The 14524-nt window shown below is 69.6% G+C and carries 12 protein-coding genes and 1 pseudogene; 5 read left to right on the plus strand and 8 right to left on the minus strand.

The genetic code is table 11. The annotated features are described in order from the left end of the window. Nucleotides 1–80 precede the first annotated feature (80 nt). Entirely contained in the window at nt 81–1127 is a 1047-nt protein-coding gene (gene purM, locus WMF22_RS46925; RefSeq protein WP_438033982.1) for a phosphoribosylformylglycinamidine cyclo-ligase, read from the minus strand. Between the two features lie 209 nt (nt 1128–1336). Here purM and WMF22_RS46930 point away from each other — a divergent pair, with 209 nt between their 5' ends. From WMF22_RS46930 to WMF22_RS46945, 4 genes are all read left to right on the plus strand, one after another. After that, the gene (locus tag WMF22_RS46930) at nt 1337–5323 is read left to right on the plus strand and encodes an RHS repeat-associated core domain-containing protein (RefSeq protein ID WP_438033983.1); all 3987 of its coding nucleotides are present in this window, start codon (nt 1337–1339) and stop codon (nt 5321–5323) included. Between the two features lie 174 nt (nt 5324–5497). Beyond that, on the plus strand, nt 5498–7033 hold the full coding sequence (locus WMF22_RS46935; RefSeq protein WP_438033984.1) for a hypothetical protein: 1536 nt from the start codon (nt 5498–5500) through the stop codon (nt 7031–7033). A gap of 80 nt (nt 7034–7113) precedes the next feature. Then, nucleotides 7114–7575, plus strand: a complete 462-nt coding sequence (locus WMF22_RS46940) for an RHS repeat-associated core domain-containing protein (RefSeq protein WP_438033985.1) — start codon at nt 7114–7116, stop codon at nt 7573–7575. A gap of 397 nt (nt 7576–7972) precedes the next feature. After that, the gene (locus WMF22_RS46945; RefSeq protein ID WP_438037355.1) at nt 7973–9604 is read left to right on the plus strand and encodes a hypothetical protein; all 1632 of its coding nucleotides are present in this window, start codon (nt 7973–7975) and stop codon (nt 9602–9604) included. Between the two features lie 32 nt (nt 9605–9636). Here WMF22_RS46945 and WMF22_RS46950 read toward each other — a convergent pair. The 3 genes and pseudogenes from WMF22_RS46950 to WMF22_RS46960 form a co-directional block, all read right to left on the minus strand. Further along, nucleotides 9637–9774 (minus strand): annotated as a pseudogene (locus WMF22_RS46950) (AIR synthase related protein); the annotation flags it as partial. A 62-nt stretch (nt 9775–9836) separates the two neighbouring features. Next, the gene (locus tag WMF22_RS46955) at nt 9837–9962 is read right to left on the minus strand and encodes a hypothetical protein (RefSeq protein WP_438033986.1); all 126 of its coding nucleotides are present in this window, start codon (nt 9960–9962) and stop codon (nt 9837–9839) included. Nucleotides 9963–9977: 15 nt separating this feature from the next. After that, nucleotides 9978–10610 (minus strand): hypothetical protein, encoded by a 633-nt coding sequence (locus tag WMF22_RS46960; protein ID WP_438033987.1) that lies wholly within the window; start codon nt 10608–10610, stop codon nt 9978–9980. Between the two features lie 442 nt (nt 10611–11052). On the opposite strand from WMF22_RS46960, the gene WMF22_RS46965 reads away from it, so the two are divergent. After that, on the plus strand, nt 11053–11481 hold the full coding sequence (locus tag WMF22_RS46965; RefSeq protein WP_438033988.1) for a (deoxy)nucleoside triphosphate pyrophosphohydrolase: 429 nt from the start codon (nt 11053–11055) through the stop codon (nt 11479–11481). Between the two features lie 52 nt (nt 11482–11533). Here WMF22_RS46965 and WMF22_RS46970 read toward each other — a convergent pair whose 3' ends face one another. The 4 genes from WMF22_RS46970 to WMF22_RS46985 all read right to left on the minus strand — a co-directional run bounded on the left by WMF22_RS46970 (nt 11534) and on the right by WMF22_RS46985 (nt 14506). Then, on the minus strand, nt 11534–12016 hold the full coding sequence (locus WMF22_RS46970) for a DoxX family protein (RefSeq protein WP_438033989.1): 483 nt from the start codon (nt 12014–12016) through the stop codon (nt 11534–11536). Nucleotides 12017–12113: 97 nt separating this feature from the next. Then, nucleotides 12114–13217 carry a cytochrome c biogenesis protein/redoxin gene (locus tag WMF22_RS46975; protein WP_437296327.1) on the minus strand — a complete coding sequence of 368 codons (1104 nt, stop codon included), beginning with the start codon at nt 13215–13217 and terminating at the stop codon, nt 12114–12116. A 21-nt stretch (nt 13218–13238) separates the two neighbouring features. Beyond that, nucleotides 13239–13982, minus strand: coding sequence for a zf-HC2 domain-containing protein (locus WMF22_RS46980; protein WP_438033990.1), 744 nt, complete (start codon nt 13980–13982; stop codon nt 13239–13241). Beyond that, nucleotides 13922–14506, minus strand: a complete 585-nt coding sequence (locus tag WMF22_RS46985; protein ID WP_438033991.1) for an RNA polymerase sigma factor — start codon at nt 14504–14506, stop codon at nt 13922–13924. Before WMF22_RS46985 ends, WMF22_RS46980 begins: the two co-directional genes overlap by 61 nt. Between the last annotated feature and the right edge of the window lie 18 nt (nt 14507–14524).

Consider the following 14524-nt stretch of genomic DNA (forward strand, 5'->3'; position numbering starts at 1 on the left):
CTCGCGCCGCGAGGCCCGCGCGGCCGCTCGGCGCATCCCGGCCCGCGCGCCGCGCATCGCCCTCGCCGGCGCCGGGCCGCTCATCCGAACAGCACGCGCTCCTCGAACGGCACGTCGCCGACCGACACGACCTCGCCGAGCACCCAGGCCTGCTCGCCGCTCTTGGCGAACGCCTCGATGGCCCGGTCCACGGCGCCCTTCTCCACGACCGCGACCAGCCCGACGCCGAGGTTGAACGTGCGCCGCATCTCGGCCTCCTCCACGGGGCCGCCGCGCTGGAGCACCTGGAACACCGCCGGCCGCTGGTAGGAGCCGAGGTCGAGCCGCGCGCCCAGCCCGTCCGGCAGCACGCGCGGCAGGTTCCCCGGCAGGCCGCCGCCCGTGATGTGCGACAGCCCCCGGACCGCATCGCCGCAGGCCGCGAGGAGCGCCGTGATCGCGCGGGCGTAGATCCGGGTCGGCTTCAGCAGCGCCTCGCCCACGGTGCCGCCGAGGTCGGCCACGCGGTCGCTCATCGTGAGGCCCATCTCCTTCTCGAGCACGCGCCGCGCGAGCGAGAAGCCGTTCGAGTGCAGCCCGCTCGACGCCACGCCGATGACCGCATCGCCGGCCGCGATCCGCTTGCCGTCGAGGATGCGCGACCGCTCGACGACGCCCACGGCGAACCCGGCGAGGTCGTACTCGCCGTCCGCGTACATGCCCGGCAGCTCGGCCGTCTCGCCGCCGATCAGCGCGCAGCCGGCCTGCTTGCAGCCCTCGGCGATGCCGCGGACCACGGCCTCGCCCACGTCGACGTCGAGCTTGCCCGTCGCGAAGTAGTCGAGGAAGAAGAGCGGCCGCGCGCCGACGGTCAGCACGTCGTTCACGCACATCGCGACGAGATCGATGCCGACGGTGTCGTGGACGCCCGTCGCGAACGCCACCTTCAGCTTGGTGCCGACCCCGTCCGTGCCGCTGACGAGCACCGGCTCGGACAGCCCGCCCGGCAACGCGCACAGCCCTGCGAAGCCGCCCACGTCGGCGAGCACCTCGGGGATGCGCGTCGGCTTCGCGAGCCGCTTGATGCGCTCGACGAGCGCGTCCCCTGCATCGATATCGACCCCGGCTTCCCGGTACGTGACGCTCATGGCAGGCGCATCCCACACCTCGGCGGCAAAGGGAAGCGGGAGCGGCGACGCCAGCTCGCCGCTGCCGAGCATCCCCGACCTGCGAAGCGACTGGCACAGGAGCACACGACGACGACGCTGGGCCGCTTGACGGTGCGCGCGGCGCCTGGCGAGCATGCAGTCCCATGGCGCGAACGGCCCCGGTCCCGAACATCCCTGCGATCCCCGGCATGAACCCCGGCACCTTCATCCTGGGCGGCGGGGGCGGCGGAGGCGGCGGCCGCGGCCGCGGAGGGCGTGGCCGCGGCGGCGACCAGGGCGCGGGCGGCAAGGGCGGCGGCAAGGGGCCGCGAGGCGGCGGCAAGAACGCGGGCGCGTGCGGGCCCGGCAGCGGCGGCGGGTGCCCGAACCCGTCGCACGGCCGCGGGGGCGGCACGTCGGCCGGTGACCCGGTCGATCCGGTGACGGGGCGGGTCTACACCGCGAAGGCCGTGGATCTGGCGCTCGGCGGGATGATCCTGCCGCTCCGGATCGAGCGGAGCTACTCGTCGGAGACGAGCGACGTGGATCTGGGGCTCGGGTTCGGATGGAGCCACTCGCTGGGGTGGGCGATCGAGGAGCGGCGGCGGACGCTGCATGTCCTGGAGCCTCACGCGGCGCCGACCGAGGCGGAGATCCCCGAGCCGGGCCGTCCCGTCCCGATGCCGTGCGGCGTGCTGAGGCGTCATGAGGGCGGCTACACGCTGGAGGCCGAGGGCGTGCTGCTCGTCTTCGGCGAGCGGCAGGAGAGCCGGTGGCAGCTGTCGCGCATCGTCGACCGCTACGACAACGAGATACGGCTCGTGTACGAGCGAGGGCGCCTGTCCCATGCGATCGACGCGGTGGGCCGGACGGTGCGGGTGCGCCGGCACGTGGACGGGAGGATCGCCGCCTTCGAGGTGGAGGACGCGTCGCCTGGTGGAGGGTGGCGAGCGTTTCGCACGTATATTTACGACGATCGAGGTGATCTGACCTCGGCGCGCGACGCGGCGGGCAACGAGGAGCGGTACGACTACGACGAACAGCACCGCCTGGTCCGGCGCCGCGAGCCGGGAGGGCTGGTGGCAGAGTTCCGCTATGGCGACAGCGGCCGCTGCGTGGAGGCGTGGTGCCATCGCGAGGGCAACGACGCGCTCGATGGCGATGTGCCGGGCACGCTGGACGATCGGGAGACCAGGGCCAAGGGCTTCTGTCACGTGAAGATCGACGATTACGACCACTTCGTCGAGGTGATCACCTCGCGCGCGAAACGGCGGATTGACGGCAACCACCTGGACAAGGTGAACAGCGTCGCGTGGGAGGGCGGCCTGCACGCCTACACGTTCGACGCCGCGGGCAACGTGCTGGCGTATCGGGACGCGCTGGGGCACGCGTGGCGCTACGAGCGAGACGACCTGGGCCGGCTGCGCGTCGTGACGGATCCGATGGGCGCGAGGACCGTGTATGAATACGACGAGCGGGCCTTCATCGCGGAGATGCGCGACGCCTTGGGCGGGTTCGCGCGCTACGAGCGGAACGCGCAAGGCGATGTGGTGGCCGTCGAGGACGAGCTCGGGCCGGTGGTCGCGTTCCGTTACGACGAGCGCGGCTTGCTCGTCGAGGCGACGCTGCCGAACGGCGGTGTGACGCGGATGGTCTACGATGCCCTCGGCAATCGTGTGGAGGTGATCGAGCCGGACGGGGCGAGGCGGAAGATTCGTTATGATTTCCTGGGACGGGTGACGGGCTTCGTCGACGAGCGGGGACACGAGACGTCCTATGGATACGACGGCTGCGGAAGGCTCCTCCGGGTGCGGAGGCCGAGCGGGGCGACGGACTGGTATGGCTACGATGTCGATGGGAATCTGTCGGAGATCGCCGACGCGGACGGGCGGCTGACGACGCTGCGGTGGGGCGGGATCGGGGTGGCGACCGAGGTGGTGAGGCCGGGCGGGAGCGCCGTGCGGTACTTCTACGATCGGGAGCAGGACCTGGTGCGCGTGGTCGACGAGTCCGGCGAGGAGCACCGGTACGTGCGGCGCTGGGAGGGACGGATCACCGAGGAGCGGACGTTCGACGGGCGGCGCATCTATTACCGGCACGATGCGATGGGGCGGATCACGCAGATCCGGGATGGGCTCGGTGCGGTCGACTTCGTCTATGATCCTTGCGGCCGGCTCGTGGAGCGGCGGTTCACGGATGGGCGGACGGAGAGCATCGGTTACGACCTGCTCGGCCGGGTCGAGCACGTGACGAGCGGTGACGTGATGTGCGAGTACACCCGTGACGCGCGCGGGAGCGTGGTGCGGGAGACGGTGACGCGGGGCGGGCGGCGGACGGTGGTGGAGACGGCGCACGACGCGCTGGGCAAGGCGGTGCGCGCCAGCGGGCCTTTCGGGCAGATGGAGATCGCGCGCGACGTGGTGGGGCGGCGGGTGGCGATGGCGGTCGGGGATGTCGGCGCGCAGACGATGAAGGTGCAGCTGGCCTACGATCCAGCGGGTCAGCTGGTCGGCCGGGTGCTGCCCGCGGGAGGGCGCATCGCGGAGGGGTGGACGCCCGATGGGCTTCCGTTGGGCGTGCAGGTGACGGGCCTCGGGGCGACGCCCGCGGTGCGGCCGGGCGAGCCGGCGTGGGTGGGGCCGCTGCCGCGCGAGGTGACGTTTGCGCAGAGCTATGGATGGTCGGCGGCCGGGCTGCTCGGCGCGGTGGGCAGCGGCGCGCCGGGCGCGGCGTATGTGGAGTACCTGCGCGACGCGCAGGGCCGGGTGGTGGGGCGGCAGCGGGTGGATGGCGCGCGGCGGGAGCTGATCGAGGGGTATCGCCACGGGCCGAGCGGAGAGCTCCAGGAGCAGGCTGCGCCGCGGGAGTATGCGCCAGGCGGGCAGCTCAAGCGGCGGGGAGGTGCCGAGTTCTTCTACGACGAGCGGGGGCGGATGACGAGCAAGCGGCTGCCGGACGGGCGGCTCACTCGCTTCGACTGGGGCGACGACGACCTGCTCCAGGCGGTACGCCTGCCGGATGGCCGGGTGGTGCGCTTCGCCTACGACCCGTTCGCGCGGCGGCTGGAGAAGTGGGTCGAGCGGGGGCGCGACCGGGTGGTGGAGAGCGTGACGCGCTATACCTGGAGCGGGGATGCGCTGGTGCACGAGATCCGCGAGCTGTTTGGGGAAGTGGGTGGGGAGCCGGTGGTGGAAGAGCGAGCGTATGCGGTGCTGCCAGAGGGGGTGACGCCCCTCGCCGATCGGGTGCGGCGGCACGACAGCGACGAGGTGCGGTACTACGTCGAGGCGCCGAACGGGATGCCGGCGGCGCTGGTGGGAGGGGACGGACGGCTCGTGGGCGAAATCGATGCTTCGCTGTTCGGCAAGGTCGAGTGGGAGCAGGCCGCACTGACGCCCGTGCGGTTTCCGGGCCAATACGCGGACGAGGAGACGGGGCTCTACTACAACCGGTACCGGTACTATGACCCGGAGACGGGGCAATACCTGAGCCCGGAGCCCATCCGGCTGGAGGGGAGCCTGTATGCGTATGCGTATGTCGATGGCTCGCCGGTCGACCTCATCGATGCCGATGGGCTTGCAAAGATGTGGTCGAAGACGAAGGGAGCGAGCGGGGTGACGGCTCAAAATAAGAGCGGCAGCTTCGACTTGTCCGGACAACCGCGTAGCAGAGGTGATCTACATCCCGCGGTCCAAGCCGCGTTGCCGCCCTCAGCGGCGAGGGCCGACGGCCAAGACCCTTCGACGTGCTCGGAGCCATGGGCTCTCACAGACCACTTGAATGCATGGGAGCAGAAGACTGGCAAATCCTGCAAGCCCGGCGACCCCGGCTGGCAAACCCATTTGGGTCATGCTCTGGAGGACATGGAAAAGAGCGGCGATGGGGCGATCTCATCGAGCAAGCAGGGGGTGGATCGCGCACCTTGTCCTAACTGTTCCCAGACAGTTCCCCGCCTGTGGGCGCTCGCCAACAGAAGTCTGCCGACAGGCGTAATCAAACCTGGGTATCGAGAGCAAGACGGCTCGAAAGGCGTGGGCAAAAAGGAGCATTGGACGCAGCCAAGCGGAGCGTTCCTCGCAGACTCTAGCAACACAAAGGCGGCGCCAGTCATTCGCAAGGACGGCGAGCCTGTGCCGGCATTGGCGGACCTGGGTGTGTGGGTAAATGAAAATGGCGCATGGAAGCGAGCTCGATAGGTGATACTGCTTTCTAATAGAACGCTCGCCGTCCTTCGGAGCTCCAGAATCGCGACCACGCCGTGGGCGCGGCAGGAGCTGGATCGTTTTGTCCAACTTCATGAGGACTTCCCACCTATCCATGCGGAGCTCGAGTCGGCTCTGTACGACGCAGCTTCCCGCCGTGGGCTCCCGGTGCTGGACGATCATGTCTTCGGCGCGTTCGCCGCGGCACGGGAGGGCGGCGCGCCGCTGTGGATCGACGTGCACACGCCTGACGGCGGATCGCGCGGGCGCGCTTTCCTCGTGGCCTGGTCGAGGAGACGTGCTTTACCCCTGTACTTGCGCTCGGATGGGAGAGTGCTGTTCGAGTCTGGGCTGGAGATGCATCCCAACATGGTCGATTGGGTGGCACAACTCGCGCTGTTCTCGGATCCCCGGTGGCTTCCAATGCGGCTTGAAGTGAGGACACAGCGCTGCGGCAGAGCGGTGGCAGGCGCGTTGTCGCTGCCCCCCGTCTCAGCCATCGACGACGCAGCGTCGGTGTGGGGCGGCGAGCACGCGATTGTCGCGGATGAGCCGCTTGAAACGACATGGATTCGTGTTGACGATCTGAGTCAACTGAAGCGCGCACTGGAGGTTTGTCACGCATTAACGGTGCCGGTTCAGTTGGTCGGCGCTCAGGTGGAGCGTATCTGCCTCGAGGAGGGTAGTGCACCGAGCTTGGCGCCAGAGTTGGGATTTCAGTACCGGCTCGATGGCGAGCCCGTCCGCCTGCTAATGGTGGAGCCTGAAGAGTCGCGAGCGCGCCAAGTGTGGTCGAAGGGACCACGTATTCTCGAGGAGAAGACATTTGAGAATGAGCGGCTCATCGTCCGGAGGTATGAGCGTGCTGCGAGTCACCTGCGTTGCCACGTGTCCTCTCGTGTCATGCAATGGCTCGATGCAAAGAGCTTCTTCCGCGATCCAGATGCGACGCGCGGCCCGGAATCGTTGATGGCGGAGCTCGAGCGACATGGGATCCCCCCAGCGGCGCCATTGCTCCGGTTCGAGGAAGTGCTCGGAGGTTTGGCTGCCTACGATGAGGTGGACCCTGTACGTGTACCATGCAACGAGACCAGGCTGGGCGTATATCGTGTCCTGAAGGAACGGCTCGGCCTCGATGACGATGACGCGGAGGATTCGCGCTTTCTTGAGGCAGCCGGCTGGCCAGTTGTCTATTGTCACGGCCGCCGGCTCACGCTGGGGGGTAAGTTTCTCGGCTCGATGCACTTATATGCTGGAGACACCGGGGAGATCTTCCTCTATCGTCACGAGATTGATGATTTGGTCTTGGTCTCGGACGATGCGGTAAAGTGTCTGGAGAAGTGGGCGGTCGAGTGGCAGGCGAGCGGCCTCATGCCAAGCGGATCTCCGGTCGAATTGTCCGCCGATGTGGCGGCGGCTCTCGCTGACGAGCTGGGCTTGCGGCGAATTGATGAGGCATCTGATAGCGTGTCCGAGCACTGGCTGAGCGACGATACTTGGCTGAGACGCGTTCAGAGGCTGCGAGCGGGAGCGCCAGCTGCTACGGTGACATTGCTGTCGACACGGCTTTCGAGCCAGCTGGTAGAAATCGTTCGAAGCGCGCAGGTTCTCGCGCCGGGGGTACGAATCGGCGTTCGCTCTGCCGGCGGTGTGCAACCCTACTACGCGCTGAAAGACGCTGGCTTTGACGTGGAGCTTGTTTGAGGTGAGCGTCTGGCCGAGGACGATCGTGATCGTCCGCGCAGCGCTGGTTAGCTGCTCCCACCGCGACGAAGGAGGAAGCAATGGCGACGAGTGAGGAGTGGGCCGAGCGGGTGAGGCAATGGGAGCGGAGCAAGGTCGAGGGCGACCAGGCCGAGCTGACGCCGGTGCGGTTTCCGGGGCAGTGCGCCGACGAGGAGACGGGGCTCTACCACAACCGGTATCGTTACTATGACCCGGAGACGGGGCAGTACCTGAGTCCGGAGCCCATCCGGCTGGAGGGGAGCGTTCGAGCATACGCGTATGTCGACGGGTGGCCTCTCGAGTTCTCGGAACATGACGACCTCGCGAAAATGCATACGGAAGTGACCGGGGCTTACGTAAAAAGAACGGGAAGCGAGCCAATGTTCCAAAGCACGGGCACTCTGGCATGGCGGGTTCCACTGACCTGCATCCCGCAGTGGAGGCTGCGCTGGCACCGACAAACGCGCGTCCCAGTGCCAACGGCGGAGCGCAGAATGTTTGCTCCGAACCCAAGGCACTGAGCGACCATTTGAAGCAATGGGGGCTGGATACAGGAAAGTCGTGTAGGCCAGGCCATGAGAGCTGGCAGACGCACCTGAGGGAGGCTCTCGATAGTATCGGTGGTGCGAGATCGTGCATGGGAACAAATAACGATCAACTCGAGCAGGCCTGCCCCAATTGCTCGCAGACAGTCCCGCGCCTTTGGGGGCTCGCGGGCAAACCTCCCCCGGGGGTGGGGAAGGTGCCTGGAGGGTTCACCAGCCGCAGCAATCCAACTCGAAATTTGACTGGGCCGAACTACGACCCGTCATGGATCTCTGGCGCGAACAAGGCGCAGTCATCGACGAAGGAAGGTCCGTATCTGGACAAAGCGGGCAAGGTCGTGGATCCTGGTGCCTGGAATTGGGATGGGAATCGATGGACGAAGCTTTGACGCGACGATGGTCTCCCGCCACGCGCGAGCAGATCGGCAAGGCTCCCGTCTTGCGCGGCGTCGGCCTTCGAACCGATTCGCCGACGCTCATGGAAGACGAGGAGCTCCTCGAGCTGACGGGACGCCGTGGGTTCCCGCTCCTCGGGGGGGCAGCGTTCGGCTACCCCGCTGCCCGCGCGCTCGCGCCCAGCACGGTGCCCTCGATGAGCCGCGGTGAGCGCCGCCTCTTCGCGTGGGATCGTTGGAAGGGCGCGCTCTACCTCGACTCCTTTGGTGGCCTCGGTGTCGGCCTGTGGCGCGACTATGTGGCGCAGATGGCGTGCGTGGACTGTTTTGACGCTTTCTGGCCTTCGCTCGTCGTGCGCCGTCGTCGGGCCGCGCAGGCGTTCTGGACGCGACTGAGTGAGCAGTTCTCGCTTTCACCGTCTGGAGAAGGTGGTTCGCTCCTTCGAGCGGGCGATGTCGTCGTCGCGCAGCCGCGCATCTTCACGCGCACGCTGGCAGCGCTCGGGGACGTGCTTCGGCTTTGCGCCCATGAAGGTGCCAGGGCGGTGTTCGACGTGGGTGCTGGCGTCGCTGTGCGCGAGCTTCCAGAGCTGTCGGTGCCCACGGCTGCTCCTCTCTACACGGACGCGTCCGCCTTCACTTCGCGCCGTGTGTGGGTGACTGATGAACACGTGATTCAGGGCGATTTCGTGCTGGATCAAGCAGTCGCACGGCTCGACATCGTCCGCGAGGAAGCGACTCAGCACCGCTGCCGCGCGCCGGCACTCGGCTCGCCTCGGCTCGATCGCTACCTGCAGGACCAAGGGGCCGTCTGCGTCGCTGCGCCGCCGGTCCCTGCGCCGTCGGCGCTGGTCGAGTCCATACGCGGACTCGTGGGTGGAGGCTGTGTGGTCATGCCCCGCGAGCACGAGATGCCGGACGGCGCACTGTGGCTGGGGCTGCTTCCGCGCGAGATGCTCCCAGAGCGAGCTCAGTCGCTCCTCGATTTCGAAGGCGGAGCAGAGTCGTTTCCGACCGGCCTTCGCCTTGTCCACTGGCCGCTCTGGTCGTGGAGGGACTTGCAGATCGTTGCCGTGGGAGCATGGCACGACTGGAAGCTCATCCTGTGGTCCGGCGAAGGCGGACTTTGGGTGTACGCAAATATGCCTGAGCAGATGGACTTTGTGGCAGGCGAGCTCCGGACATGGCTCGAGATCCTCGCGGTGGAGGACGGCCTAGCGGAGGCCGAGCGACTCCGCGTCGAGCTGGCTTTCCCGCTGGATTCGCACCTACGGCGGGGGCTCATCGCGGAGCGGCTCGGACTCCGACCTGTCCCTGAGTGCACGGACCGCCTCGTCTCCAGCTATGAGGGGGAGGACCTCTGGGTCCGCGAGCTGATAGCTCCACTTGGAACCTCGTTCTGTGTGGTTCGCTGCGACACCAGCGAGCAGGCACTCCTGCTGATCGAGAATGCACGAGAGGTGATGCGGCTGGAGTCAGTGGCTATCAGCGCTTGGAGCGAGAGCCGGACGGAGCTGTCGCAGGCGCTCGGCCGCGAAGGCATCCGGACGATCTCGTCAAACCGACAATGGTGGTCTGATTTCAATGATTCCGATGTCTTGGACTCGTGATATCTAGCGGTTCGACGGCCTCGCGCCCGGATCATACCGGGCAGCTCGGCCGTCTCGCCGCCGATCAGCGCGCAGCCGGCCTGCTTGCAGCCCTCGGCGATGCCGCGGACCACGGCTTCGCCCACGTCGACGTCGAGCTTGCCCGTCGTGAAGTAGTCGAGGAGGAACAGACGCGCCACCGCCTGGCCGGGCGAGCGCTCGTGCTTCCCCCAACGTACAGCGAAAGCCCGCTCTACCAGCGCACGACGAGCGGCACGTCTTCAGGGAACTGGTGAGATTGCCCCTCGTGACCGTGATCCCACTCCAGCTCGAGAGAGTAAGCCGCCCCGCGATCGATCGAGAGCAGGCCCTGGTTCACGAACCGCCCTCATTATCACTGCGCAGCGGGCGGAGGGAGCTTGATCCCCGCGACGTAGCACGACGTGCAGAAGGCGCCCTCGCCGTTGGGCTGGACTTCACGGTAGGAGATGCTTTGCTCGAGGCTCACGAGCTCGCGTTGCGTGTCGGCGTCGATGACGCTGACCGAATAGACGTCCCCGTCCTCGAGCTCCGTATCGACGTCCGGCGAGAAATCGATCGAGAGCTCCCACTCGGCGTTGGTCGGGTCGACGTCGAAGAGCGCGAAGCGGAACCGCCCGCCGTCGATATCGGCGCTCGCGCCGTTGGCAGGGCTCGGCGAGCTCGGCAAATCACCCGGCTCCGAGCCGAGCGTCGCTTCCCCGCACCGCCCGTTCCAGCAGGCCCGGACCTCGATGCGCGCCGACGTATTCGCGGCGAGCCCGATAGGCCCCGAGATCTTGACGCCGTCCCCGCAACCGACGTCGTTCCCGTTGCACAATGGACATCCGGTGAAGAGCGCGGCGATCGCGAGGAGGGCCGTCGCGGCGGCGGCCGCGCGCAGCACCGCCCGGCCGCGCCAGCCACCTCCCGCTCGGGTGTCCCCACGCCGCGACGAGGATAGATCGAGTTTCCGGATCGCTGCGGCCGAGGTGTCGGTTCCCTTCATGATACCCTCTTTGACGCTGGCCAAGGCGCCGCGGGCAGGACGCCCCTTCGATGCGGGGTCAGCCCAGCCGAGCTGGCGGTAAGCAGGTCTCGAGGATCCCATTCACGCCCGGGGTGAGCAAGATCGATCCACGCCCGCGGGGCGCCGCGGGATGGCTCAGCACGTTTCCGGCAGCGAGGCGTGAAGGGGTGTCGGGTCCAGGCGGCGGCGTTTGGAGCGTCTCAAGCGCTGCGACCGGGGCCGCCGTGGGGCGCCGCCTGCTCCGGCGGCTCATCGGCTGGAATTGGCCCCGAGACCGGGTGGCCCTATCCTCCGACAGGGCACATCTCGGGAAGTGAGAAATCCCAGCCGCGCAAGGCAATGGAGACGCCGGAGGGATGTGCAGCGTCGAGCCAGCCGTTCGCCCTTGTCTTGCGCGCCGCGACCGCCATTCTACGCGCCCATGTCCGCCACGCCCGAGCCCGCTCCGCCCCTGGTCCTCGTCGCCGCCGCCGTCATCATCGAGCGCGGCCGCGTCCTGCTCACGCAGCGCAAGGTGGGCGCGCACCTCGAGGGCGCCTGGGAGTTCCCCGGCGGCAAGGTCGAGGCCGACGAGGATCCGCGAGACGCCCTGATCCGCGAGCTGCGCGAGGAGATCGGCGTCGAGGCCCGGATCGGCGACATCGTCGAGGTGACCTACCACCGCTATCCCAAGAAACCGGTGCTCCTCCTCTTCTACGCCGCCGCCCTCGCCGAGGGCTCGCCCGCGCCCGCCGCGCTCGACGTCGCCGCCGTGCGCTGGGCCGAGGCGGCTGATCTCCGGGACGAGCTCTTCCCGCCCGCCGACGTCGCGGTGCTCGCCAAGGTGCGCGCGCGCCTCTCGGGAGCCTAGCCCCGCGCCGCCCGAGGGCGAACGGGCGGCGGCGCGCGGTCGTCGCTTCACGTCAGGCGTGCCCTCGCAGCCTTCGTCGACGGGCTCTCAGCGCGTCGACGGAGAACGCGCCTGCGCCGCCGAGCGCGAGGGAGAGCAGCCCCGCGATGTACAGCAGGTTGATCTCGTACCCGGGAGGGCCAAATACAGGCCCATCCGCCGCCAATCCGATCGTGTTGACGGAGCTGAAGCCGTGCTTGAGATGAACGGAGAACATCGCCGCCAGCATCGTGGCGATGAGAGGAACGGCGGCGATCGCGGCGAACGCGCCCACGATCACGGCGATGCCGCCGAGGAGCTCCACGAAGGGCACCACCCAGGACATGAGCTTCGAGAAGGGGACGCCGATCTGGGCGAGCAACATCTCGACTCGGGCGGGCCCCCTGCTGAGCTTCACCCAGCCGTGCACCATGAATCCATAGCCCATGACCAGGCGCAGGAGCAGGGGCGCCCATTGGCTGGTTCGCGCTTCGGAGATCGACGTTCTGTTGCTCATCCGGACGATGTCTCCTGCCCGACAGGGTACAAGACACCCCCACGAAGCTCGGGCAGCCTCCGGGGATGAGGGGGCAGCGAGCCCCGCCGTGGTGGGCTCACAAGGCAGGGGGGCACGCCTCGCCGCGGACGTCGCCGATGAGGCTCGCGAGCCGCTGGGCAGGCAGCTCTCCGACGGCGCGCTCCACCTCCTGCCCGGCGGCGTCGACGCTGAGGAACGTCGGCACGAAGCGCACGCCGTAGCGGGCGGCGAGGGCCCGCCCGCGCGGATCGTCGACCTGGATGCGCAGGACGGTGCCGTCCTCCCTGGCGCAGCGCGCCTCGAGCTCCTTCACGAGCGGCGCCATGCGCTCGCACACCGCGCAGTGCGCGCTCTCGAACTCGAGCAGACGAGGCATCCCCTCGGGCAGCGCGACGTCGCCCTGCGCCACGGCGCCCTCCGGGGCCGCGCACGCGCCGGCGGGGCCGACCTCGCAGGGCGCGCCCGCATCCACGGCCGCCGCGGGCGCCGGCGAGAGGGCGTCCAGACGGCCGTCGGCGACCGCGATCCCGGCGGCCACGAGCAGCGCCCCCGTCACGCGCTGGAGGGCCGGCGTGGCCGGCATCAGGCGGCGCGCGAGCGCGACGGCCGCCGGCCCGACGAAGGCCGCGGCGACGAGCGGCGCGGCGAGGCCCGCGGCGTAAGCGCCGAGCTGGATCGCGCCGGTGAGCGGGCTCGAGCCCGCGCTGGCCGCGTAGGTCAACGCGGCGCCGAGCACCGGGCCGACGCACGGCGTCCACCCCGCCGCGAAGGCGATCCCGAAGAGCATGCCCCCCCAGAAGCCGCCCGCGCCCGGGAGGCGGGAGAGGAGCGGGCGCGCCTCGCGCTCGAGCCACGGGAGGCGCAGCACGCCCAGGAGCTTCGCGCCGAAGAGCGCCAGGATCACGCCGGACGCGACGGTGAACGCGCGCCGGTGGGGCGCGAGGACCGCGGCGATCGCCGAGGCGCCGGCGCCGAGCGCGACGAGCACGATCGCGAGGCCGATCGCGAAGCCGACACCGGCGAGGCGCACGCCGCGCCTCGCCGCCGCCGGGTCCGGGCCGCCGAGCGCCCCGGCGCCGCCGAGGGCCGACAGGTAGACGGGGAGCATGGGGAGCACGCAGGGGGACGCGAACGTCAGGAGCCCCGCGCCGAAGAGCGCCAGCAATGAACCGATCGTCATGGGTCCTCGAGATCGACGGGATCAGCGCCCGAAGAGCGCCGGCGCGAGCGCCGCTGTGTCCACTTCAGCCACCGCGAGCACCGGCTGCTCCACGCTCCTCGCGCAGATCGCGTTGCCGAGCGGCCCCCGGGTGCACCCCACGCCGCGCCCCGCGAGCGCGCGCGCCGCCGTCGCGGCGCCGGACCCGGGCGGCGGCACGAACACCGTGAGCGGCTTGTCCCCGCTCTCGTACATGAGCGCCGCCGTGCGCGTGCCGCCGATCTGGCAGAGGCGCGCCCCGAGCAGCCGGGCGCCGGACACCGCCGGGACGGTCACCGCGTAGCCGAGCTCGCCCTCGAGCCACCCGGCGACGGCGCCCGGATCGGCGGACTCGAGGTCGCACGGGCGCTCGCGCGCGAAGCCGCGCACGTGGTGGCTCACGAGCTCGTCGGCCATCGCCGCGCTCACGCCCCGGCCCGGGCTGCCGACGAGCAGCGCGGCGGCCGCCGCGGCCGCGGCGAGGGCGGCCGTGATCGCCCAGGGGCCGCGCCGCCGCGCGCGCGCGTTCCGCGCCGCGGCCTCCGCCCGATCGCGCAGGCGCTCCGGGACCTCCCCGTCCGCCTTCGCGACGAGCGCGCGCCGCACGCCGCCGAGGATCTCCGCTGCGCGCCGGCAGGGCGCGCAGCCGGCGACGTGCGCCTCGATCCGCGCCGCGTCTTCGGGCGTCACCTCGCCGTCGTGCCACGCCGAAATGTTCTCGAACCACTCGCGGTTGCACCCTGCCATGACGCCTCCTCGCATCGTTCGGAGAGGCCCTCGACGAGCGCGAGCCGCGCCCGCGAGAGCCGTGATCGCACCGTGCCCACCGGGCACGCCTGGAGATCGGCGATCTCCTCGTAGGAGAGCTCCTCGACCTCCCGCAGGAGCAGCGCCTCGCGCCACTCCGGGGGCAAGCGCGCGAGCGCGCGCTCGACCTCATCGGCGAAGCCGCGCTCGAGCAGCTCCGCCTCCAGATTGCCCTGCGGCTCCGGCACCGACTCGGCGCCGCGGCCGCCCTCGATCACCTCGAGCCGCTGCCGCGCGCCGCGCGTCGCGTTGAGCAGCACCGATCGCTCGATGCGGAGCAGCCACGCGCGCATGCGATCCTCGTCGCGCAGGTCGGCGTGCCGCTCGATCGCGCGCACGATCGTCGCCTGCGCCAGATCCTCGGCGTCCTGCTCCGAGCGCGTCAGGCGGCGCGCCGCGCGCAGGAGGCACGGGAGCTCGACGAGGAGCCGATCGAGGAACGATGTGTGGGGAGACGTACGCATGGGCCGGGCCGGGAGGAC

The sequence above is a fragment of the Sorangium sp. So ce204 genome, from assembly GCF_051526795.1.
Taxonomy (GTDB): Bacteria; Myxococcota_A; Polyangia; order Polyangiales; family Polyangiaceae; genus Sorangium; species Sorangium cellulosum_B.

Bases quoted from the DNA above. Each gene is read 5' to 3' on its own strand.
- WMF22_RS46930 (WP_438033983.1), top strand. From the start codon at position 1,337: ATGAACCCCGGCACCTTCATCCTGGGCGGCGGGGGCGGCGGAGGCGGC.
- WMF22_RS46960 (WP_438033987.1), bottom strand. From the start codon at position 10,610: ATGAAGGGAACCGACACCTCGGCCGCAGCGATCCGGAAACTCGATCTA.
- purM (WP_438033982.1), bottom strand. From the start codon at position 1,127: ATGAGCGTCACGTACCGGGAAGCCGGGGTCGATATCGATGCAGGGGAC.
- WMF22_RS46975 (WP_437296327.1), bottom strand. From the start codon at position 13,217: ATGACGATCGGTTCATTGCTGGCGCTCTTCGGCGCGGGGCTCCTGACG.
- WMF22_RS46980 (WP_438033990.1), bottom strand. From the start codon at position 13,982: ATGGCAGGGTGCAACCGCGAGTGGTTCGAGAACATTTCGGCGTGGCAC.
- WMF22_RS46945 (WP_438037355.1), top strand. From the start codon at position 7,973: ATGGACGAAGCTTTGACGCGACGATGGTCTCCCGCCACGCGCGAGCAG.
- WMF22_RS46965 (WP_438033988.1), top strand. From the start codon at position 11,053: ATGTCCGCCACGCCCGAGCCCGCTCCGCCCCTGGTCCTCGTCGCCGCC.
- WMF22_RS46970 (WP_438033989.1), bottom strand. From the start codon at position 12,016: ATGAGCAACAGAACGTCGATCTCCGAAGCGCGAACCAGCCAATGGGCG.
- WMF22_RS46940 (WP_438033985.1), top strand. From the start codon at position 7,114: ATGGCGACGAGTGAGGAGTGGGCCGAGCGGGTGAGGCAATGGGAGCGG.
- WMF22_RS46985 (WP_438033991.1), bottom strand. From the start codon at position 14,506: ATGCGTACGTCTCCCCACACATCGTTCCTCGATCGGCTCCTCGTCGAG.